This window comes from Marilutibacter maris (assembly GCF_003233695.1).
GTDB lineage: Bacteria > Pseudomonadota > Gammaproteobacteria > Xanthomonadales > Xanthomonadaceae > Marilutibacter > Marilutibacter maris.
Genome location: NZ_CP029843.1, coordinates 284,606 through 306,406 on the forward strand (window position 1 = coordinate 284,606; position 21,801 = coordinate 306,406).

Consider the following 21,801-nt stretch of genomic DNA (forward strand, 5'->3'; position numbering starts at 1 on the left):
CGAGGAGGCGATCACCATGTCAGGCAAGCACATCAATGCCGCGCAGTACTGGCGGGCGAACCTGCGGTTGATGACGATCCTGCTCGTCATCTGGGCCGCGGTGTCGTTCGGCGCGGGCATCCTGTTCGTGGATGCGCTCAATGCAATCCGGATCGGCGGTTTCAAGCTGGGCTTCTTCTTCGCCCAGCAAGGCTCGATCTACGTGTTCGTCGTGCTGATCTTCTACTACGCATGGCGAATGAACCGACTCGAGCGCGCGCTCGACCTGCACGAAGACTGAGGGGGTCGTCATGTCAGTACAAACCTGGACCTACCTGCTGGTCGGCATCACCTTCGCGCTCTACATCGGCATCGCGATCTGGTCGCGGGTGGCGAGCACGCGCGAGTTCTACGTCGCCGGAGGCGGCGTCCATCCGGTGATGAACGGCATGGCGACGGCGGCCGACTGGATGAGCGCGGCGTCGTTCATCTCGATGGCCGGCATCATCAGCTTCGCCGGCTACGACGGCTCGGTGTATCTGATGGGCTGGACCGGCGGCTACGTGCTGCTGGCATTGCTGCTGGCGCCGTACCTGCGCAAGTTCGGCAAGTTCACCGTGCCCGACTTCGTCGGTGACCGCTACTACTCCGACATCGCCCGCCTGGTGGCGGTGATCTGCGCGATCTTCGTGTCGTTCACCTATGTGGCGGGGCAGATGCGCGGCGTCGGCATCGTGTTCAGCCGCTTCCTCGAGGTCGACATCACCACCGGCGTGATCATCGGCATGGCGATCGTGTTCTTCTACGCCGTGCTCGGCGGCATGAAGGGCATCACCTACACCCAGGTCGCGCAGTACTGCGTGCTGATCTTCGCGTTCATGGTGCCGGCGATCTTCATCTCGATGCTGATGACCGGCCAGGTGATCCCGCAGATCGGCTTCGGCAGCCAGCTTGCCGACGGCAGCGGCATGTACCTGCTCGACAAGCTCGACGGGCTCAGTACCGAGTTGGGCTTCGCGCCCTATACGGACGGGAGCAAATCGACGATCGACGTGTTCTGCATCACCCTCGCGCTGATGGTCGGCACCGCCGGCCTGCCGCACGTGATCGTGCGCTTCTTCACCGTGCCCAAGGTCCGCGACGCGCGTCGCTCGGCGGGCTGGGCGCTGCTGTTCATCGCCCTGCTCTACACCACCGCGCCGGCGGTGGCGAGCTTCGCCCGCGTCAACATGATCCAGACCATCAACGGTCCGGACATGCAGGGCACCGAGTACGCGACCGCGCCGACCTGGATCGCGAACTGGGAGAAGACCGGCCTGATCAAGTGGGAGGACAAGAACAACGACGGCCGGATGTTCTACGCCAAGGACGACCGCAACGAGATGACCATCGACCGCGACATCATGGTGCTGGCCAATCCGGAGATCGCGCGCCTGCCGGCGTGGGTGATCGCCCTGGTCGCCGCCGGCGGCCTGGCCGCCGCGCTCAGCACCGCCGCCGGCCTGTTGCTGGTGATATCGGCGGCGATATCGCACGACCTGTTGAAGAAGGTGGTGATGCCCGACATCACCGAGAAACAGGAGTTGATGTACGCGCGCATCGCGGCGGCGTTGGCGATCGTCGTCGCCGGTCTGCTGGGCATCTATCCACCGGGCTTCGTCGCCGAGGTGGTGGCGTTCGCGTTCGGCCTGGCCGCGGCCTCGTTCTTCCCGGCGATCGTGCTGGGCATCTTCGACAAGCGCACCAACATGCAAGGCGCGGTCACCGGCATGCTGGTCGGCCTGGTGTTCACCGTCGGCTACATCGTCTGGTTCAAGGGCGTGTTCATGGCGCCGATGGCGGAGAACATCCCGGCCAACTGGCTGTTCGGGATATCGCCGGAAGGCATCGGCGTGGTCGGTATGCTGCTGAACTTCGCGGTGACGATCGTGATCTCGCGGATGACCCCGCCACCGCCGCAGCACGTGCAGGATCTGGTCGACGAGATCCGGGTGCCGCGCGGCGCGGGCGAGGCGTCCGCGCACTGAGCGTGAACGCTTGACTGGAGCTTCGTGCTCTCTCCAGGGCACGCCATCCCCCCGATGGCGTGCCCTTTTCTTTGGTCGCGCGCGCTGTCGCCTGCGCCCGGTTCTTCATGCAGTTGAACCGCGTCGGCAGCCTGTCTTGAGCATTGCGTTGCCATCAGGCGTATTGGCTGGCTTTCGCGAGTCAAAGGCTTCCGCCCTTCGGGCGGGTTCCTTTTGTCTTGTCAAAAGGAACCAAAACCGCCGGCTCCTGACACCCGCCGTGGTGGCATGCCACCACGGTCCCCTGTGCTCCTCGCCGGAAGGCGCACGGTGCCCAAACTCGCGCCGCCAGCGGCGCTCGGACAAGGGCACCTCTACGGCGCCTTCCGGCTCCGGCGCGCGGCGGGCTTTAAGTCGCCATGGATCAAGATCAAAGCCAAAGCCAAGGAGCGGTAGCGAGGGGCAAAGACAGAGACATTGCCTGTCCTGGCCGCAGCTACAGCGGCGGCGCGGCCAGCTCTCGGGCGTCTAGGAAGCCGTCCTTGTCCTGATCCTGGCGCAGGAAGGTCCGCGCCAGCTTGGTCCGGTGTTCGTCCAGGCTGACCGGCTCGCCACGACCGCCGGGCAGTTCGTCGGCGCTCAGGATGCCGTCGCCGTTGCGGTCCATGTGCTCGAACGCATAGCTCATCCAGTTCTGGTACTCGGCCAGCGACACGCGGCCGTCCTGGTCCTCGTCCATGCGCGACAGGTAGTCGCCGGTGGCCTGCACCTGGGCCGTCGCCGCGGCGGCCCAGGTCAGCAGCAGCGCCGCCACCGGCACGGTGAGCGCGCGCGGCACGGCGTCGAGGAGGAGGGGGGAAGAGGTCGATCGCATGGCGGCAGGCTACCCGAATCGGTGGGGCGGCGGTGCGGGGAGGCGATCGGAGTCGTCGCGTCCGTCGATGAAAAAAGCCCGCGTCGGACGCGGGCTTTCCGGTCTTGCGAAGGGGCGGGGGGTCAGCCGCGGGCCGGTGCCAGCGCGTAGCCCTTCAGCCGCGCGGAGAACGCCTCCAGCGCATGGATGCCGCTGGCCTCGGCCTCGGCGCACCAGGCCTGCAGCCGCTGCAGGGTCGCCTGGGCGTCGTGCGAACGGTCGTCGAGCACCTGCGCCAGGCGCTGGCGGTACTCGGCGAGGGTCGCCATCTTCGGCCGTTCCGCCAGCCAGGCCTGCAGCCGCGCGCGCTTGGCATCGTCCAGCCAGCGGCCGTCGTCGGCCAGGCCCTTGCGCAACGCGCGCGGCAGCCGGTCGCGGTTGTCGCGCAGCGCGGGCAGGGTGACGTTGCGGTAGTAGTCGGTCATCGCCTGGAAGCGGATCGCCAGCAGGGCGCGCAGGGTCTCGCCGTCGGGCATCGCGATGTTCGGGCGCACGTCCAGGGTCGGTGCGACCCGCAGCACCTTGGCCAGGCGCAGCTTCTCCATCGCGCGGATCGTCGCCCAGCCGATGTCGAACTCCCACTTGCGCAGCGCGAACTTGGCCGAGCTGGGGAAGGCGTGGTGGTTGTTGTGCAGCTCCTCGCCGCCGATCCACACGCCCCACGGGGTCAGGTTGGTCGAGGTGTCGGCGCTCTCGAAGTTGCGGTAGCCCCACCAGTGGCCCAGGCCGTTGACCACGCCGGCGGCCCAGAACGGGATCCAGGCCATCTGCAGCGCCCAGATCGCCACCCCGGCAAAGCCGAACAGGGCGAAGCTGATGAACAGCAGCAGGGTCGGGCCGAGGGTCGCGTGCGGGGTGTAGAGGTGGCGCTCGATCCAGTCGTCCGGGCAACCCTTGCCGTACTTCTCGATCGACTCGCGGTCGCCCCGCGCCTCGCGGTACAGCTCCACGCCGCGCCAGAACACCGTCTTGATGCCCTTGATCTGAGGACTGTGCGGGTCCTCCTCGGTCTCGCACTTGGCGTGGTGCTTGCGGTGGATCGCGGCCCACTCGCGGGTGATCATCGAGGTCGTCAGCCAGGTCCAGAAGCGGAAGAAGTGCGCCAGCACCGGGTGGAAGTCGACCGACCGGTGGGCCATCGAACGGTGCAGGTACAGGGTCACCGAGAAGATCGTCAGCTGGGTCGCGACCAGGAACCAGATCAGCAGCGCGCCGAAGCCGGCCTGCAGCAGGCCGCCGGCGAGAAAGTCGAGCAGGGGTGTCGGGATCGAAGCGAGGGGCATTGCGAACTCCGTGGACCGTGAATGCGGTTCCGTCCGCGGTACGGACAGGCTGGCAGGGCGGCACCCGCGCGGCACGGTTCGGCGACGGCAGGTCGAGCGCCCCGTCCACCATCATGCCACCGGCGCACTACCGTTCGCGCCGGTATGGGGCGATTGTGCGCCGCATCCTGATGGAAGCGTTCACCTGCGGCACAGGCGCGGGGTGACGGTGATCACGCGCAGGCGCGCAAGCGCTCGCGCAGCTTCGCCAGTTCAGCCTGGGCGAACGCCGCCAGCGCGGTGCGGTCGGCCTTGCCGAAGCCGCCGCCGCGGTCGCAATGGTCCAGCAGCAGGCTCAGGTCCTGGGCGACGCCGAGCAGGACCGCGGTGTCCTTGTCGACCCCGGCTGCCGACCCGGCGCTCTGTCCCCGCGGCGGATCGAGGCCGCCGTCCTGGAGTGCGGTGTATTGCTGCGACTGCCGCCGCATGCGCCGCCGCCAGCGATGCCAGTGGCGGTCGCGGCCGGTGGCGGCGACCCGCGCGCGTGCCTGTTCGACCGACGCGGCGCTGGCCCGCAGCGCTTCAGCGACCGTGTCCGCGTCCAGCGCGTGCCAGGGCAGGGCGTCGAGGGTGCCGGCCAGGGCCGCGAGCATGGCGCGACGCCGGGCCAGCCCGGGGTCGGCGGCCAGGGTCGCCTCGGCCAGCGCGGCGCGGCGGCGCACCACCGCGCGCCGGGCGTGTTCCAGATTCGCCGCGATCGGGGTGCCGCTGCTGTCCGCATGCAGGCGGTCCAGCGTCTCGACCAGCGCCTGGCCGTCGCGGACATCGCCCAGGCCGCGGACGAGCCGGCGCAGCTCGCGATCGACCAGCTCGGCACCCGGCCCCAGCGCGGGCTGTCCCAGCGCGAGCGTCGCCCGCACCCGTCGCAGCGCCTTGCGGCCCTGGTGGATGCCCTTGTGCAGCCGTTTGCCCGGTTCGCCGTCGACACGCAACCACTCGCCGGCGGCGTCCAGCTGGCCGCGGGCATAGCGGTGCAGCGCCGGGCCGAAGGGCGGCGTCGTGGCCGTACCGGGTTCCGCGTCGTCGGTTTCCGTCATGCCGATGCCCGGCCGAGTCGGGAACACAAGCATAGCGCCGGCCTGTGTCGCCGGGGCGTAGCTCAGGCGGTCGCCGCCGCTTCCAGGTGCTCGCGTAGTGCGGCGATCGCGACGCGCACCTTGGCCGGCTGGGATTCGCGCTGCGCGGTCAGCGCATAGACGCCGATCGGCGCCATCGACCAGTCCGGCAGCACCGGCAGCAGCCGGCCCTGGGCGATCAGCGCGCTGGCGTGCGGTCCGGGCATGCGCATGATGCCCAGGTCCTGCAGTGTCATCTGCAGCAGCGCCTCGGCGCTGTTGGCCAGTATCGGCCCGTGGACGCGGACGCGGCGTGCGGGTTCGCCGGGACGGTGGAGCTCGATGAACTCGGGCTGGTCGAGCACGCTGAGGATCAGCACCGCGTGCGTGCCCAACGCCTCCGGACTGTCAGGCAATCCGTGTGCCTGCGCATAGGCCGGGGTGGCGACCAGCATGTGCCGCCATTCGGCGAGCCGGCGCGCGATCAGCGAGGAATCGGCGAGTGAACCGATCCGGATCGCGAGGTCGATGCGTTCGCCGATCAGATCGATCTTGCGGTCCTCGGCGAACAATCGCAGGCTGAGCTTCGGATGCGCCCGAAGCATCGGCGCCAGCGCCTCGGCCAGCATCGTGCTGAACCCGACCGGGAACGCGATCCGCAGTTCGCCGCGCGGCTCGTCGCGCAGGTCGGACAGGCGCCGGTCGGCGGCCTGCGCCGCGTGCAGCATCCTCGCGCAGTCCTCGTAGTAGGCCTGGCCGGCCTCGGTCAGGCTCAGTCGGCGGGTCGAGCGCAGCAACAGGACGATGCCGGTCTCGGCCTCGAGCTGGCGGATCTGCTGACTGACCGCCGAGGCGGTCATTGCCAGCTCGCGCGCGGCCGCGCTCATCGAGCCCAGCTCGACCACGCGGACATAGATGGCCATCCGCTTGAGTCGATTGATTATGAAGTCTGGCTTCATTGTCATTGCGGAAATGGCAGGCTTATCGATGGCTTTGTAAGAGCAAATACTACACGCCTCTCCCATCGACATTGAGGTCTTCCCCATGAAAGTCGCACTCATCGGCGCTTCCGGTTTCATCGGTTCCGGCCTGCTCGCCGAACTGCGCGCGCGCGGCCACCAGGTCACCGCCCTGGTCGCCCATCCCGAGAAGCTCGAACCGGCCGACGGGCTGGAAGTGGTCGCCAGCGATGCGCTCGACCGCCAACGCCTGGCCGCGCAGCTGGCCGGGCACGATGCGGTGATCAGCGCCTTCAGCGGCCATGCCCAGCAGGACGTGCGCGGGTACTACATGCGCGGTGTCGAATCGATCATCGCCGCGGTCGCCGAGGCCGGCGTCCCGCGCCTGCTGATGGTCGGCGGCGCCGGCAGCCTGGAGGTCGCGCCGGGCGTGCAGGTGGTCGATACCCCCGAGTTCCCCGAGCAGTGGAAGGGCACCGCGCTGGGCGCGCGCGATGCGCTGGAGCGCCTGCGCGCCGAGCCGGCGCTGGACTGGACCATGCTCAGCCCGGCCGCGCTGATCGAACCGGGCGAGCGCAGCGGCCGTTTCCGCATCGGCGGCGACCGCCTGCTGACCGATGAGGCCGGCCAGAGCCGCATATCGCTGCAGGACTACGCGGTGGCGATGGTCGACGAACTGGAGCGGCCGGCGCACTCGCGCCAGCGGTTCAGCGTCGCCTACTGATGTGCATGATCGGCGCGGACTGCGTGGAGATGGCGGGCAGGCTCTAAGCTAGGCGCATGCCCGAACTGCCCGAAGTCGAAACCACCCGCGCCGGTCTCGCACCGCACCTGGAAGGGCGGCGCGTGACCGCCGCGGTGCTGCGCCGCCCCGACCTGCGCTGGCCGATCCCCGAAGCGATCGAACAGGTGCTGCCGGGGCAACGGATCGAAACAGTCCGACGCCGCGCCAAGTACCTGTTGCTGGACACCGCTGTCGGCAGCGCGCTGCTGCATCTGGGCATGTCCGGCAGCCTGCGGGTGCTGCCGGCGGATACGCCGGTGCGCGCCCACGATCACGTCGACCTGGCGCTGGAGACCGGCCACGGCGGTGTCGCCCAGGTGCTGCGCTTCAACGACCCGCGCCGGTTCGGCTGCCTGCTGTGGCAGCCGTCGGGCGAGACCCACACGCTGCTGCGCGGACTGGGGCCGGAACCGTTGTCGGAGGCGTTCGACGGCGACCATCTGTTCGATCTGAGTCGTGGCCGCAAGGCGCCGGTCAAGACATTCCTGATGGACCAGGCGGTGGTGGTCGGGGTCGGCAACATCTACGCCGCCGAGGCGCTGTTCGCGGCCCGGATATCGCCGTTGCGGGCGGCCGGCAAGGTTTCGCGCGAGCGTTACGCGGCGCTGGCGGACGCGGTCAAGGCGATCCTCGGCCAGGCGATCGTGCGCGGCGGCACCACCCTGCGCGACTTCATCAGTCCCGACGGCGCCCCCGGCTATTTCGAACAGGAGCTGTCGGCCTACGGACGCGGCGGCGCGCCCTGTCCGCGCTGCGGCCGCGCCTTGAAGCAGGCCAGCATCGGCCAGCGTGCGACCGTCTGGTGCGGCCACTGCCAGCGCTAGCACCCGCCCGCAGCGGCAACGTAAGCGGCGATGAAGTCTTCGCGGACAGGCCCGGTCGCGGCTTACGCCGCTCCTACAGGGGGGGCAGATATCCGTGCTGCGCCCGGATATCTCCCAAAGTTTGCTGCGCAAACCTTGGGCCCCGCCGTTGCGCTTCCACACCCCCATTCGTGCTCATGGCACGAATCGTCCCCTGACTCAGGGGGGAACGATATCCGGCTGCGCGCGGATATCTCCCAAAATTTGCTTCGCAAACCTTGGGCCCCGCCGTTGCGTTGCCACACCCCCATTCGTGCCCATGGCACGAATCGCCCCCTGACTCAGGGGGCTGGGGCGCCATGAAACCTGACGTAGGAGTTGCGTAAGCCACGAGGGCTTCCATGGGAAAGCCTGGGTCGCAGCTGACGCAGCTCCTACCGGTTTCCGGGGCAGGGAGGGGACCGCGCGAGGTTTTCGCCCTTGTAGGAGCGGCGTCAGCCGCGATCCCCGGGCTGCGCCCGGGAATCCCCAAAGTTTGCTTCGCAAACCATGGGCCCCGCCGTTGCGTTGCCACACCCCCATTCGCGCCCGCGGCGCGAATCGCCCCCTGACTCAGGGGGCTGGGGCGCCATGAGACCTGACGTAGGCGTTGCGTAAGCCGCGATGGGGTTTCATGGGGGGCGGATCGCGGCGCGCAGGGGCGTGCGAAACGGCGCGAACGCGTTATAGTCGCGGCCATGGAGACTGGGGACGCATCGGTGCAGAGCGCCGACATCACGCAGCTGCTGGGGGCCGCGCGCGCCGGCGATCGCGGTGCGTTGGACTCGGTGCTGGCGACGCTCTATCAGGAACTCCACACGATGGCGCGGCGCCAGCTCGCCGGCCAGCACGGCCATACCCTGGACGCGACCGCGCTGGTCCACGAGGCCTATCTGAAGCTGGTCGGCCGCCGCGAGGCACAGTTCGACGACCGCGCCCACTTCTTCGCCTATGCCGCCTCGGCGATGCGCAGCGTGGTCGTCGACTACGCGCGTCAGCGCCTGGCGCAGAAGCGCGGCGGCGACCTGCACCGGGTCACCGATCTGCCGGAGGACCTGGAAGGCGGGCTGCGCCTGGACGAGGACACGCTTGGCCTGGACACCGCGCTGACCCGTCTGGCCGATGTCGACAAGCGCCTGGCCCAGGTGGTCGAACTGCGTTATTTCGGCGGCCTGTCGGAACTGGAGATCGCCGGTCTGCTCGAGCGTTCCGAGCGCAGCATCCGCCGCGACTGGCAGAAGGCGCGGCTGTTCCTGCTGGCGTCCCTGAAAGAGGACTGAGCGCGATCGGTGCCCATACCGGGCATGTCCTCCAGGAGCGGCGCGGGCCGTGATCGGACATCGGTTGCACCCCTTGGCGGTTCACGCTGTGGCTATGGTTGACTGAATCCATGGACGCCGAACGCTGGCAACGCCTGTCCCCGCTGCTCGACGCCCTGCTCGAGCTGGAGCCTCCCGCGCGCGTCCGTCGACTGGAGGAGTTGCGCGGGGAGGACGAAGCGCTGGCGGCCGAGCTGGAGTCGTTGATCGCGCTGGAGGAGGCCAACGGCGACTTCCTGTCCGAACCGCTGGTGATGCCGCCCAGCGGCGTCGACGTCGGCAGCGAGGTCGGTCCGTACCGGCTGGAGAGCCTGCTCGGCGAGGGTGGCATGGGCCAGGTCTGGCTGGCCTCGCGCGCCGATGGGCTGTACCAGCGGCGGGTCGCGCTGAAGCTGTTGCGCCCGGGCCTGACCAGCCACGACCTGCGCCTGCGCTTCACCCGGGAACGCGAGATCCTCGCCCGCCTCGCCCATCCCAACATCGCCCGCCTGCTCGATGCCGGCGTCAGCGCCGACGGCCTGCCCTACCTGGCGCTGGAGTACGTCGACGGCACCCCGATCACCGACTACTGCCGCGACAACCGGATGCCGCTGGACCGGCGGCTGCGGATGTTCCGCCAGGTCTGCGACGCGGTCAGCCACGCGCATGCGAACCTGATCGTCCACCGCGACCTGAAGCCCTCGAACATCCTGGTGACCCCGGCCGGCGAGGTGCGCCTGCTCGACTTCGGCATCGCCAAGCTGCTCGACAGCCAGGCCCAGGCACCGGAGCAGACCGGCACCGGCATGCGCGCGTTCACCCTGCACTACGCGGCGCCGGAGCAGATCCGCGGCGAGCCGGTGACCACGATGACCGACGTCTACTCGCTGGGCGTGGTCCTGTACGAGCTGCTGACCGACCACAAGCCATACCGGCTCAAACGTCATTCCGATGCCGAATGGGAGGAGGCGATCCTCACCGCCGACCCGGTGCGGCCGTCGGCCAGCGTGCTGCGCGATACCGCCGGTCAGGCCGATCGCCGCCAGCAGCGGCGACGCAGCCGGCTGCTGGCCGGCGACCTCGACAACATCGTGCTCAGGACGATGGCCAAGCGGCCCGCGCAGCGCTATCCGTCGGTCGAGGCATTGTCCCAGGACGTCGCCCGCTTCCAGGCCGGGCGGCCGGTGCAGGCGCGGCCGCAGGGCATCGGCTACCGGCTGCGCAAGTTCGTCGCCCGCCATCGCTGGGCGCTGGGTTCGGCGATCCTGGTCGCGGCGGTGCTGACCACGGCATTGGCGATGATCGCCTGGCAGGCGCGCCAGTCGGTCGCCGAGGCGGCGCGCGCGCAGGCGCTGCAGGACTTCATGGTCGGCCTGTTCGAGAACGTCGGCGGCCGCCGCCACGGCGAGCCGATGGACCTGGACCAGTTGCTCGACGACGCCGTCGCGCGCGGCAATCTGCAACTGGCGCGCGAGCCGCGCGCGCGCGCCGAGCTGCTGGGCGTGGTCGCGCGATTGCGGGCCGGGCTCGGCGACTTCGAACAGGCGCGGACGCTGCTGGACCAACAGGCCGCGATCATCGCGCTGACCCCGGACATCCCCAACAGCCTGCAGTTGGAGTCGCTGAACCAGCGCGGCCGGGTGCTGCGCCTGCTGGGCGATCCGCAGGGCTGCATCGCGCTGATGCAGCCGGCGCTGGCGCTGGCGCGTCGCGAACAGTCGCGACTGCCGCCGCAGGCCGCCGATTTCCATACCCAGCTGGGGCGTTGCCGGCGCGCGGTCGGCGAGCGCCAGAGCGCGCGCCAGCTGTTCGAGCGCGCGCTGGCGCTGCGGCGCGGGATCGAGGGCGACCGGGTCGGCGCGATCGAGAACCAGATGGATCTGGCCGGGCTGATGGCCGAGGACGGCGACGCGCGCGGCGCCCTGGCCGCCTACGACGAGGCCGGCCGGCAGCTGCGGGAGCGGGTCGGCGCACGCCATGCCCTGAGCATCGAGATCGGCCGCGAACGCGCCGCGCTGGAAGCCTCGCTGGGCCGCTTCGAGCCGGCGCGGCGGATCCTGCAACAGTCGCTGCAGACGGCGCTGGACGTGCACGGCCCCGGCCACGAGACGACCCTGGCGGTGCGCGGGCAGCTGGCCGGGCTGGACTTCGACACCAGCCGTTTCGCCGATGCAGACGAGCAGTTGCGCGAGGTCCATCGGCTGCGCCTGGCGCGGCTCGGCCCCGATCACCCGGAGCTGGTGGCCGACGACATCCGCCTGGGGCGGATCGCCTGGGAGCGCAACGATCTGGCCGCCGCCCTGGGCGAGCTGCACGAAGCATTGCGGATCGCGCGTGGCGCGCGCGCGCCCGGTCCGGTCATCGACGCATTGTTCGCCCTGGCCGAGGTCCTGCACCAGGCCGGGCGCGATCGCGAGGCGCGGCCGCTGCTGGTCGAGGCCCTGCAGCTGCGCGAATCGCTGCCCGAGGCCGCCGGCGCCGGCAACGAACTGATCGAGCCGACCCTGGGCGAGGTCGAGATCGCGCTGGGCGATCCGGTGACCGGCCAGGCGCGCCTGCAACAGGCGCTGGCGCTGGCGCGCCGCAGCCTCGGCGACGGCCACGCGCAGACCCTGCGGATCGAGCTGGCGGCATTGCGGTTGCGGGCGCTGGCCGGCGACGGTCAGGCGCTGGCGCGGCTCGACGAGCTCGCCGGCGATGGCGATCCCCGTCGCCACCACCGCCTGCGCGCGATTGCCTGGCAGGCGGCCGCCGAGGCCGCCGCTGCGCGTTGCAGCATCGGCCAGGAGGCCGTGGGCCGGGAAGCATTGCAGCGCCTGGCGGCGACGCTGGAGGCCGAGCAGCCCGACGGCAGCGCGCTGCGGCGCGAGGTCGCCGCGATCGAGCTGCAGTGTCTGAGCGAGTGAAGGCCAGCGGCCGCGCAGCAGGGCATGCCTGCAGCCCCGGCGCGGGCTACGCCGTGGACCTTGAACAGGCTCTCAGGGTTCGGCGTCGCGCGCCGGGGTGACCGGGCCCGGCATTGCGGTCCGGCGGCTCAGCCCAGCGGCAGTGGCGGTTGCACCGGTTCGATCCGGCCCTCGCCGCGCATCACCCGCTTGTACTCGGCGCGCGAGACCGACACGTAGCGGTCGTTGCCGCCGATCTCGACCTGCGGGCCCTCGTGCACGGCGCGGCCCTGGGCGTCGACCCGCACCACCATCGTCGCCTTGCTGCCGGTATGGCAGATGGTCTTGATCTCGCTCAGCTCGTCGGCCCAGGCCAGCAGGTGCTGGCTGCCCTCGAACAGCTCGCCGCGGAAATCGGTGCGCAGGCCGTAGCACAGCACCGGGATGCCGAGCGCGTCGACCACCTCGCTCAGTTGCCAGACCTGCGACTTGCTCAGGAACTGCGCCTCGTCGACCAGCACGCAGTTGAGCTTGCCGTGTTCGGCGATGTCGCGCTCGACCAGCCGCTGCAGGTCGTCGTCCTGGGCGAACGCGGTCGCGGTCGCCTGCAGGCCGATCCGCGACGCGACCTGGCCGCTGCCGGCGCGGTCGTCCAGGCGCGGGGTCAGGATCGCCACCCGCATGCCGCGCTCGCGGTAGTTGTGCGCCGACTGCAGCAGGGTGGTGGTCTTGCCGGCGTTCATCGCCGAATAGTAGAAGTACAGCTTCGCCATCGCGAAAGTGTAGGCGCGGGGGCGGAGGTTGTCAGTCGCCGCGCGCCGCCTGCCGCTTCGCCACCGCCGCCATCCAGCGCGTGGCCATCGCCGGCGAAGTCGCGCAGACCGCGTCGTCGGTGACCGTGGTGACCGCGCGCTCCAGCAACTGGATGTCGGCCTCGTGCTGGCGGGCGACGTGCGGGTCCTCGAAGAACACCACCCGCTGGCAGTGCCGCTCCAGCACCCGGTCGGCGATCTGCGCGTCGCCGCCGAGCGGGCCGCTCTGGTAGCGCTGCACCCACGGCGTGCCGGCCGGCCAGCCGCGGCTCCAGGCCAGTTCGTTCAGGCGTTCGCCGGTGGTGCCGGTGCCGATCCGCTGGGCGAAGCCGGACAACAGGTCGAAATGGGCCGCGGCGAACGCCAGCATCGCCGGCTTCATCGCATCGTGGGCGATCAGGGCCAGGGTCTGGTCGCGGTGCTCGAACAGGCGGTCGGCGCCGGGGTCGGCGGCGAAGCCGGCCAGTATCCGTTCCTGTTCGATCCAGGCGCGTGCCGACGCCACCGTCGACACGAACGGCTTGCCGTGGATCACGCACTGGCGTTTGAGCGCGACCGCCTCGGGGAAGGTCGAGGACGGGTCGACCGGGTCGATCAGGTAGATCGCGCCGTCCAGTTCGCGCATCTGGCCGTCGTCTTCCAGGCCGACGACCTCGGCGACCAGCTTCATCAGCCCGCCGTCGCGGCCGTAGGGATAGCGATGCAGACCGCGGTAGCCGGCGAGCATGCCCGCCGCGGCGATCGCGTCGTGGGTGCGACCGACCGCGTGCAGGCCCAGCTGCAGTTCGCGGATGCCGGGTTCGCAGGCGCGCAGCCAGCGGAACAGCGCCGCGTCCTCGCTGGCGTGGTGCAGGCGGTTGGCGGCCAGGCCGATGCGCATCGGGCGGTTCCTCGTGCGGTGGGGCCGCGGGCGTCGGCATGCCGGGTGGCATGCGCCGGGCGGCTCGGGGGCGGGCGATGTTGCGGTGCGGTAGCGACAGTCTATCGGCCAACCATGGCGCCGCTGTCAAGGTTCGGCCGCGGCGGCGGCTTCGCTACACTGTCGCCCGCACCAGGACCTCTCGCATGCACGGCCTCAACCCCCCCCAACGCGCCGCCGTCGAGCACACCGACGGTCCCCTGCTCGTGCTCGCCGGCGCGGGCAGCGGCAAGACCCGGGTGATCGTCGAGAAGATCGCCCACCTGATCGCGTCCGGACGGATGCCGGCGCGGCGCATCGCCGCGATCACCTTCACCAACAAGTCGGCGAAGGAGATGAAGGAGCGCGTCGGCAAGCGCATCCGCGGCGACGCCGCCGAGGGCCTGACCGTCTGCACCTTCCACGCGCTGGGCCTGAAGATGCTGCAGATCGACCACGCCAAGCTGGGCCTGCGGCGCGGCTTCAGCGTGTTCGACTCCGACGACAGCGCCGCCCAGATCAAGGACCTGCTGCCGATGGACGGCAAGTCCACGGCCGTCAAGAACGAAGCGCTCGACAACGCCCGCAACCTGATTTCCCGCGCCAAGAACGCCGGCCTGTCGCCGGAACAGGCGCTGGCGGTCGCGCGCTCGCAGCGCGAGGTCGAGGCGGCGCAGCTGTACGCGCGCTACCAGGCGCGGCTGAGCACCTTCAACGCGGTCGACTTCGACGACCTGATCCGGCTGCCGGTCGAGTTGCTGGAGAACGACGAGGACGCGCGGCTGGGCTGGCGCGAGCGGATCGGCTACCTGCTGGTCGACGAGTGCCAGGACACCAACGACGCCCAGTACCGGCTGTTGAAGGCGATCGCCGGCCCGCGCGGCCTGTTCACCTGCGTGGGCGACGACGACCAGTCGATCTACGCCTGGCGCGGCGCCAATCCGGACAACCTGCTCTCGCTGGGCGTCGACTATCCGGCGTTGCGGGTGATCAAGCTCGAACAGAACTACCGCTGCTCGAACCGGGTCCTGCGCGCGGCCAACGCGCTGATCGCGCACAACCCGCACGAGCACCTGAAGACGCTGTGGAGCGAGAACGCCGACGGCGAGCGCATCCGCATCTGGGAGTGCAAGGACGGCGCCCACGAGGCCGAGAAGGTCGCCGCCGAGATCCATTTCGTCGCCACCGCCAAGCGGGTGGAGTGGGGCGAGTTCTGCATCCTGTTCCGCAGCAACCACCAGAGCCGCGCGCTGGAGAAGGCGCTGCAACTGTTGAAGGTGCCCTATCACCTGACCGGCGGCACCGCCTTCCTGGAGCGCGGCGAGGTCAAGGACGCGCTGGCGTGGCTGCGCCTGGTCGCCAATCCCGACGACGACGCGGCGTTCCTGCGCGCGGTGCAGGCGCCGCGCCGCGAGGTCGGCGCGACCACCCTGGCCAAGCTGGCCGAGATGGCGCAGAAGGCGCACATGCCGATGTCGCGCGCGGCCGAGTCGGTCGGCGTGCTCAAGCAACTGGCGCCGCGCGCCGGCAACGCACTGGACGGTTTCGTCGGCATCGTCCGCTCGCTGCGTGGCGACGCCCAGCGGCTGGCCCCGGCCGAGCTGGTGCGGGTGCTGGTCGAGAAGAGCGGCCTGCTGGCCTCGATCCGCGCACAGTGCAAGGACGAGGCCTCGTTCCAGCGCCGCAAGGCCAACCTGGAGGAGCTGGCCGACTGGTTCGAGGGCGGCAAGGGCAGCGGCCCCGGCGAGCTGGCCGCGCAGTTGGCGCTGCTGTCGCACGCGGACAAGGGCGAGCCCGGCAACCAGGTCCGGCTGATGAGCCTGCACGCGGCCAAGGGTCTGGAGTTCCGCTACGTGTTCATCGTCGGCATGGACGACGGCACCCTGCCGCACGAGGTCGCGGTCGAGGAGGGCAGCCTGGAGGAGGAGCGCCGGCTGCTGTACGTCGGCATCACCCGCGCCAAGCAGCAGCTGTGGCTGTCGCACTGCCGCGAGACCCAGCGCTGGGGCGACCGCATCCGCCTGCAGCCCAGCCGCTTCTTCGATGAGCTGCCGGCGGCGGAGATCCAGCGTGACGGCGCCGATCCCGAGGCCGACGCGGCGCGCAAGCAGGAGCGCGCCCAGGCCGGCCTGGCGGCGATCCGCGCGCTGCTGGAGGAAGGCTGAGCCGCAGCCGCGGCGCCCCTCGTGTTTCCTACGGCGCGGGCTCGGGCGGCAGCAGCGATTGCAGCCGGGTCCTGAGCTCGGCCACTTCGGCTTCCAGCGTCGCCACCCGCGCCTCCAGCGCGGTTTCGTCGGCCCGTTCCCGCACCGGGGCGTCGTCGTCGCGGGTGACGGCCGTGGCCTCGACGCTCACCGGCCCGCACAGCAGGTGCGCATAGCGGTCCTCGCGCTGACCGCCGCCGCGCGGCAGTTGTGTCACCAGGGGCGGGCTGCGCTGGGCGAGGCGTTCGAGGTGATGGCGCACGTCGTCGATGTCCTCGAACCGGCTCATGCGCTCGCTGCGCGCCAGCAGCTCGTAGGCGGTCTGCGGGCCGCGCAGCAGGAGCAGGCCGAGCAGGATCACCTGTGGACGGACCAGGCCCAGCGCTCCGTCGGCCAGATGCGCGTAGCGTTCCGCGCGCGAGGAGAAATGCTGCTTGGCCAGGCCGGCCTGTTCGAGCTGGCGCAGCGCATGCTGTACCTCGCCCGGGTCCAGGTGCATCACCGGCTCGCGCGCGGTCTTCTGGTTGGCGGCGGCCTGGGCCGCGTTGACGGTGAGCGGATACACGTCGGGCGTGGTCGCCTCCTTTTCGATCAGGCAGCCGAGCACGCGGGCCTGATGCGCGGAAAGCCGTGGCAGCGGGGTATCCATCCGGGGTCCTGTCATGGGGAGGAACCCTAGCCTCCGATATACTCGCCGCCCCGTTCAAGCCGGATCGCCAGATGCGCCGTATTCCCGTCCTGTCCCTGCTTGCCGTGTCGGTTCTCGCGCTCGGCGCCTGCAAGCCGGTGTCCTTCACCGCGCCCGAGCACGAGGCCGAGCCGCAGCGCTCCGCGGCGACGCCGACCGCCGAGGTGCCCGCCGACGACAACCTCAACGCGGTGCTGTGGGTGCAGACCTCGTCCGAGTACCAGGCACTGACCGAGCAGACCTACAAGGCCGCCGCCGACCATCTGGACAAGGCCTTGTCCGAGGCCCATTGGGACGCGCTGGTGCCGTCCGAGCGCGCCGGCACCGCCGGCCTCGACGGCTCGCTCAAGCCGGCGGTGATCATGGACGTCGACGAGACCGTGCTCGACAACTCGCCCTACCAGGCGCGCCTGATCCGCGACGGTCAGGCCTACGACGAGGTCAGCTGGGCGGCGTGGGTCGCCGAGAAGAAGGCCAAGCCGGTCCCGGGCGTGCTCGACTTCGCCACGGCGGCCGCGGCCAAGGGCGTGACCATCCTGTACCTGTCCAACCGCGCCGAGCATCTGCAGGAGGCGACCCTCGCCAACCTGCGCGAGGTCGGCATGCCGGTCGCCAGCGAGGACGTGTTCCTCGGTCTGGGTACCTTCGTCGAGGGCTGCGAGCAGAATGGCAGCGAGAAGGTCTGCCGCCGCCAGCTGGCCGGTCGCCAGTACCGGGTGCTGATGCAGTTCGGCGACCAGCTCGGCGATTTCGTCGAGGTCCTCGACAACACCGCCGCCGGCCGAGAGCCACTGATGGAGGAATACGGCGACTGGTTCGGCGAGCGCTGGTGGATGCTGCCGAACCCGACCTACGGCTCGTGGGAGCCGGCCGCGTTCAACAACGACTGGAGCCAGCCGATCGAGGTGCGCCGCGCCGGCAAGCGCGCCGCGCTCGACATGGCGCCCTGACTTAAACTCAAATATTCAAATAAATTCAATTATTTATCACGAGTAATTTAAAGTGTTGCATCAGCATTGCCGGGCGGGTAGGCTTATCCCCGTCCGGCGCTGCCGGAGCCATGCCACAACTCGCTAGTCCTCCGGACTCGTGCCGGATTTGAAGGAGGCCACGGCCTCCTTTTTCTTTGCCCGCGCGTTGCCGATCGGCCGGCGGTGCGGCGGCCTTGTCCGATCGGGTCATTCCAGGGGCAGGGTGGCGGGTTGTGACGACAGTCGCAGGAACCCGCCTTGTACCTGCGTGGCCCGGACGCCAAGATGCGGCCAGCGATCGGGGAGCGCTGCGTCATGCCAGGAATTCCAACCGCCGTGCCGGGGCCGGCATATCGAAGCCGGTGGCTGGCCGCCGTCGCTGCGCTCGCGCTGGTGCTGGCCGCCTGCCGGGCGGGTCCGGGCGACGATGAGGCCGAGGCGGTGCCGACGCGGCCGACCGAGGCGGTCGCGCAACTGGTCGACGACCTGCGCCGCGACGATCTGGTCGCCTACGCCCGCCACGCGGTGCCGCCGGCGCTGCATGCGCGCCTGCAACTGGCCTGGAGCGAGGGGCGCACGATCTGGCCGCTCACCGAACTGCCGCTGGACGAGCAGTTCCCGGCGATGATCACCGCGCTGGCGGCGCCGGACGCGGAGAAGCAGTTGATGGCCAGCTACGACCGCCAGTTCGCCGGCGCCGACCGCGAGCTGCGCGCCACCGCCTCGGCGTTGGGCCTGTTCGCGACCCAGTTCATCGGCAGCGAGCCCGGCTACAGCGAGGCCGAGCGCGAGCACTACGTGCAGGTGGCGGCGGCGATCAGCGGTTGGGGCCAGCGGGCGCCGCTGGCCGATCGCAAGCGCGCGCAGCCGGCACTGGCCCAGCTGGTGGCGGCCGCGCGCCTGACCGGCCTGGCCGGCGACGGGGCGTTCGCCAAGGCCGGAATGGAGCGCGGCCTGACCCGGATCGCACCGTTCCTGAAGCGGCTCAAGCAGGTCCTGGCCGGCTACGGCCTCGACCTGGACGCGGCCCTGGCCAGCGTCGAGCTGACCCTGATCGAGCAGACCGGCGACACCGCGCGGGTGCGGCTGCAGTACAGCCTGGCCGGGCAGCCGGTCGACGCGGTGCTGAATCTGGAGCGCCGCGACGGCCGTTGGTATCTCAGCGACCTGCTGGGCAATGCCGAAACGGCCGCCGGACCGGTGGCGCCGGAGGCGACGCCAGCGCCGGCGCCCGACCCGTCCCCGGAGGAGGCGCCCGGCGCGGACGGGGAAACGGCGGCCGCGGCACGCTGAGGCGCCGGCCCGGGCGGCGGCCATGATCCTGAACGACCGCACGCCACCGTCTGGTCAACCGGCATAATGATGCGGATGCCGAAACAGACACCCCTGCCATTCCCGAACTCCGCCGAGGCGCCGTCGCCGCCGGGCCTGCGTGTCGAGCTGCCTGCGACGGACGCCACCGGCGCGACCGCGCCGGGCACCGCGGAGGCGGGCGCCGAGGCTGCCGTGCCGACCGCTGCCGGCGACACCGACGGCGTGCGCGCCGGCGCGGACAGCGACGCGACCGCGCCGGACCCGGAGCCCGATCCCAGGCAGGCTCCCCTGCCGATGCCGATGCCGGAGCCCGAGCCGGCGTCCGCGTCCGCGCGTACGCCGCGCAGCCGCCGTCCGCTGTGGGCGCGGCTGCTGGGCTGGATGATGGAGCCGTGGGTCTCGCTGACGATCGAGCCGGCCGAGCCGGCGGCCCACGACGACGGCCGCGGGCGCCCGATCTGCTACGTGCTGGAGGACTACGGCCTGTCCAATGCCCTGGTCCTGGACCGCGCCTGCGAGCAGGCCGGGCTGCCGTCGCCGCTGCAGCCGTTGCCGGGCGATCCACTGGGCCGCAAGCGCGCCTATGTCGCCTTGTCGCGGCGCAACGCCACCCGTTCGCCGCTGGGTACCGCGCCGCCGTCGGGCAAGAGCCATTCGGAGTCGCTGGCGCGCCTGCTCGCCGCGCACCGCGATCAGCCGGATCTGGACGTGCAACTGGTGCCGGTGTCGATCTTCGTCGGCCGCGCCCCGGACAAGAACAGCGGCTGGTTCTCGGTGCTGTTCTCAGAGAACTGGGCCCTGGTCGGCCGCTTCCGCCGCCTGCTGGCGATCCTGCTCAACGGCCGCGACACCCTGGTCCGGTTCGCGCCGCCGGTGTCGCTGCGCGGGGTCACCGACGAGGGGCTGCCGCCGGAGCGCACCGTGCGCAAGGTCTCGCGGGTGCTGCGCGCGCACTTCCGCCGCATCCGCGCGGCGATCATCGGCCCCGACCTGTCGACCCGGCGCCTGCTGGTCGACCGGGTGCTGTCGTCGCCGACGGTGAAGGAGGCCATCGCCGACCAGGCGCGGCGCGACAAGTCGTCGCTGCCGGAGGCCTGGAAGAAGGCGCATGCCTACGCCTACGAGATCGCCGCCGACTACTCGCATCCGGTGGTGCGCTCGGCCAGCTTCATCCTCGCGCCGATCTGGAACCGCATCTACCGCGGCGTGCTGGTGCACCACCTGGACAAGCTCAAGCAGGACGCGCCCGGCCACGAAGTAGTCTACGTGCCCTGCCATCGCAGCCACATGGACTACCTGCTGCTGAGCTACCTGCTGTACACCCACGGCATCGTGCCGCCGCACATCGTCGCCGGGGTCAATCTCAACCTGCCGGTGGTCGGCACCATCCTGCGCAAGGGCGGCGCGTTCTTCATCCGCCGCAGCATCCGCGGCAGCGCGCTGTATTCGGCGGTGTTCACCGAGTACATGGCGCAGTTGGTCTCCGGCGGCTACTCGATCGAGTACTTCATCGAGGGCGGGCGCTCGCGCACCGGCCGGCTGCTGCCGCCGAAGGGCGGCACCCTGGCGATGACCGTGCGCGCCTACCTGCGTCAGCCGACCCGTCCGGTGCTGTTCCAGCCGGTCTACATCGGCTACGAGAAGCTGATGGAGGGCGGCAGCTACCTGGACGAGCTGTCCGGCAAGCCCAAGGAGAAGGAGTCGATCTGGCAGCTGCTGGTCGGCATCCCCAAGGTGCTGCGCAGCAACTACGGCCAGGTGGTGGTGAACTTCGGCGAACCGATCCGGCTCGACGACATGCTCGGCGAGCACGCCACCGACTGGGACCGGCGCCCGCTGCCCGAGGACGCCAAGCCGGGCTGGCTGGCCGAGACCGTCGACGCGCTCGCGCAGCGGATCCAGGTCAACGTCAACCGCGCCGCCGACGTCAATCCGATCAACCTGCTGGCGATGGCGCTGCTGTCCACGCCCAAGCACGCGATGGGCGAGCGCGACCTGCTCGCCCAGATCGCGCTGTCGCGGACCCTGCTGGCCGAGGTGCCCTACGGCGACCGGGTCACCGTCACCCCGCACACGCCCGAGCAGATCATCGCCCACGGCGAGGAGATCGGCGTGCTGACCCGCACCGCCCATCCGCTGGGCGACATCCTCGGTGTCGGCGGCGACAACGCGGTGCTGCTGAGCTACTTCCGCAACAATGTCCTGCACCTGTTCACCGCCGCCTCGTGGGTCGCCTGCTGCTTCCAGAACAACCGCCGGATGAGCCGTGCCGGACTGCTGCGGCTGGGGCGCAGCGTCTATCCGTTCCTGCAGGCCGAGCTGTTCCTGCCGTGGAGCGAGGACGAGTTCGCCGCCCGCATCGAGGCCACCATCGAGGTGTTCATCCGCGAGGGCCTGCTGCAGCAGGTCAGCGAGGACGACGGCGGCATCCTCGCCCGCAACGCCGGGCAGACCGACGAGGTGTTCCGCCTGCGCGCGATCGGCCACTCGCTGCAGCAGGCGTTCGAGCGCTACTACATCACCATCTCGGTGCTGGCCAAGAACGGCGCCGGCACCCTCAGCGCCGGCCAGCTGGAGAGCCTGTGCCAGCTCGCCGCGCAACGGCTGAGCCTGCTGTACGCACCGGCGGCGCCGGAGTTCTTCGACAAGACCCTGTTCCGCGGCTTCATCCACAAGCTGCGCGAGCTGGGCCTGGTCTGGAGCGACGAGCAGAGCAAGCTGGCCTTTGACGAGCGCCTCGACGGCTGGGCGCGCGACGCCAAGTTCATCCTCGGCCGCGAACTGCGCCACACCATCGAGAAGGTCAGCCCCGAGATGGCGCGGACCGACGGCGCCGCGGCGCCGGGGGCGGCAGAAGCGGGATGAGGGCGC

Annotated in this window: 17 protein-coding genes; 10 read left to right on the forward strand and 7 right to left on the reverse strand. The window is 70.5% G+C overall.

The features are described 5' to 3' along the window. The first annotated feature begins 16 nt into the window (after positions 1-16). Together C9I47_RS01290 and C9I47_RS01295 are read left to right on the forward strand one after the other, a co-directional pair. Positions 17-280 carry a DUF4212 domain-containing protein gene (locus C9I47_RS01290; RefSeq protein WP_111265128.1) on the forward strand — a complete coding sequence of 88 codons (264 nt, stop codon included), beginning with the start codon at positions 17-19 and terminating at the stop codon, positions 278-280. Between the two features lie 10 nt (positions 281-290). Next, positions 291-2,006 (forward strand): sodium:solute symporter family protein, encoded by a 1,716-nt coding sequence (locus tag C9I47_RS01295; protein ID WP_111265129.1) that lies wholly within the window; start codon positions 291-293, stop codon positions 2,004-2,006. Between the two features lie 475 nt (positions 2,007-2,481). Here C9I47_RS01295 and C9I47_RS01300 read toward each other — a convergent pair whose 3' ends face one another. The 4 genes from C9I47_RS01300 to C9I47_RS01315 all read right to left on the reverse strand — a co-directional run bounded on the left by C9I47_RS01300 (position 2,482) and on the right by C9I47_RS01315 (position 6,198). Continuing rightward, positions 2,482-2,859 (reverse strand): EF-hand domain-containing protein, encoded by a 378-nt coding sequence (locus C9I47_RS01300; RefSeq protein ID WP_111265130.1) that lies wholly within the window; start codon positions 2,857-2,859, stop codon positions 2,482-2,484. 122 nt (positions 2,860-2,981) lie between these two features. Continuing rightward, positions 2,982-4,181 (reverse strand): DesA family fatty acid desaturase, encoded by a 1,200-nt coding sequence (locus tag C9I47_RS01305; RefSeq protein WP_111265131.1) that lies wholly within the window; start codon positions 4,179-4,181, stop codon positions 2,982-2,984. 212 nt (positions 4,182-4,393) lie between these two features. Next, on the reverse strand, positions 4,394-5,257 hold the full coding sequence (locus tag C9I47_RS01310; RefSeq protein WP_190238569.1) for a CHAD domain-containing protein: 864 nt from the start codon (positions 5,255-5,257) through the stop codon (positions 4,394-4,396). Between the two features lie 62 nt (positions 5,258-5,319). After that, complete coding sequence (locus tag C9I47_RS01315; protein WP_211371766.1) at positions 5,320-6,198, reverse strand: LysR family transcriptional regulator; 879 nt, start codon at positions 6,196-6,198, stop codon at positions 5,320-5,322. A gap of 121 nt (positions 6,199-6,319) precedes the next feature. Between C9I47_RS01315 and C9I47_RS01320 the strand changes: the two genes are divergently transcribed. From C9I47_RS01320 to C9I47_RS01335, 4 genes are all read left to right on the forward strand, one after another. Then, positions 6,320-6,958, forward strand: a complete 639-nt coding sequence (locus C9I47_RS01320) for an NAD(P)-dependent oxidoreductase (RefSeq protein ID WP_111265133.1) — start codon at positions 6,320-6,322, stop codon at positions 6,956-6,958. 56 nt (positions 6,959-7,014) lie between these two features. Then, positions 7,015-7,842: a bifunctional DNA-formamidopyrimidine glycosylase/DNA-(apurinic or apyrimidinic site) lyase gene (mutM, locus tag C9I47_RS01325; protein WP_111265134.1), complete on the forward strand. Its 828-nt coding sequence runs from the start codon at positions 7,015-7,017 to the stop codon at positions 7,840-7,842. A gap of 716 nt (positions 7,843-8,558) precedes the next feature. Next, positions 8,559-9,140 carry an ECF-type sigma factor gene (locus C9I47_RS01330; protein WP_111265135.1) on the forward strand — a complete coding sequence of 194 codons (582 nt, stop codon included), beginning with the start codon at positions 8,559-8,561 and terminating at the stop codon, positions 9,138-9,140. A 110-nt stretch (positions 9,141-9,250) separates the two neighbouring features. Continuing rightward, positions 9,251-12,064 (forward strand): serine/threonine-protein kinase, encoded by a 2,814-nt coding sequence (locus C9I47_RS01335; RefSeq protein WP_111265136.1) that lies wholly within the window; start codon positions 9,251-9,253, stop codon positions 12,062-12,064. 128 nt (positions 12,065-12,192) lie between these two features. On the opposite strand, the gene C9I47_RS01340 is transcribed toward C9I47_RS01335, so the two are convergent. Then, a complete protein-coding gene (locus C9I47_RS01340; RefSeq protein ID WP_111265137.1) occupies positions 12,193-12,816 on the reverse strand; it encodes a thymidine kinase in 624 nt (207 codons plus the stop codon). Positions 12,817-12,847: 31 nt separating this feature from the next. Then, entirely contained in the window at positions 12,848-13,735 is an 888-nt protein-coding gene (locus C9I47_RS01345) for a methylglyoxal synthase (RefSeq protein ID WP_111265138.1), read from the reverse strand. A 185-nt stretch (positions 13,736-13,920) separates the two neighbouring features. Here C9I47_RS01345 and C9I47_RS01350 point away from each other — a divergent pair, with 185 nt between their 5' ends. After that, positions 13,921-15,918: a UvrD-helicase domain-containing protein gene (locus tag C9I47_RS01350; RefSeq protein ID WP_111265139.1), complete on the forward strand. Its 1,998-nt coding sequence runs from the start codon at positions 13,921-13,923 to the stop codon at positions 15,916-15,918. Between the two features lie 28 nt (positions 15,919-15,946). Here C9I47_RS01350 and C9I47_RS01355 read toward each other — a convergent pair whose 3' ends face one another. After that, the gene (locus C9I47_RS01355; protein ID WP_111265140.1) at positions 15,947-16,606 is read right to left on the reverse strand and encodes a YceH family protein; all 660 of its coding nucleotides are present in this window, start codon (positions 16,604-16,606) and stop codon (positions 15,947-15,949) included. A gap of 71 nt (positions 16,607-16,677) precedes the next feature. On the opposite strand from C9I47_RS01355, the gene C9I47_RS01360 reads away from it, so the two are divergent. From C9I47_RS01360 to plsB, 3 genes are all read left to right on the forward strand, one after another. Continuing rightward, positions 16,678-17,595 carry a 5'-nucleotidase, lipoprotein e(P4) family gene (locus C9I47_RS01360; RefSeq protein ID WP_111265141.1) on the forward strand — a complete coding sequence of 306 codons (918 nt, stop codon included), beginning with the start codon at positions 16,678-16,680 and terminating at the stop codon, positions 17,593-17,595. Positions 17,596-17,931: 336 nt separating this feature from the next. Continuing rightward, a complete protein-coding gene (locus tag C9I47_RS01365) occupies positions 17,932-18,909 on the forward strand; it encodes a hypothetical protein (protein WP_145985394.1) in 978 nt (325 codons plus the stop codon). A 66-nt stretch (positions 18,910-18,975) separates the two neighbouring features. Then, the gene (plsB, locus tag C9I47_RS01370; RefSeq protein WP_407067490.1) at positions 18,976-21,795 is read left to right on the forward strand and encodes a glycerol-3-phosphate 1-O-acyltransferase PlsB; all 2,820 of its coding nucleotides are present in this window, start codon (positions 18,976-18,978) and stop codon (positions 21,793-21,795) included. Positions 21,796-21,801 lie beyond the last annotated feature (6 nt).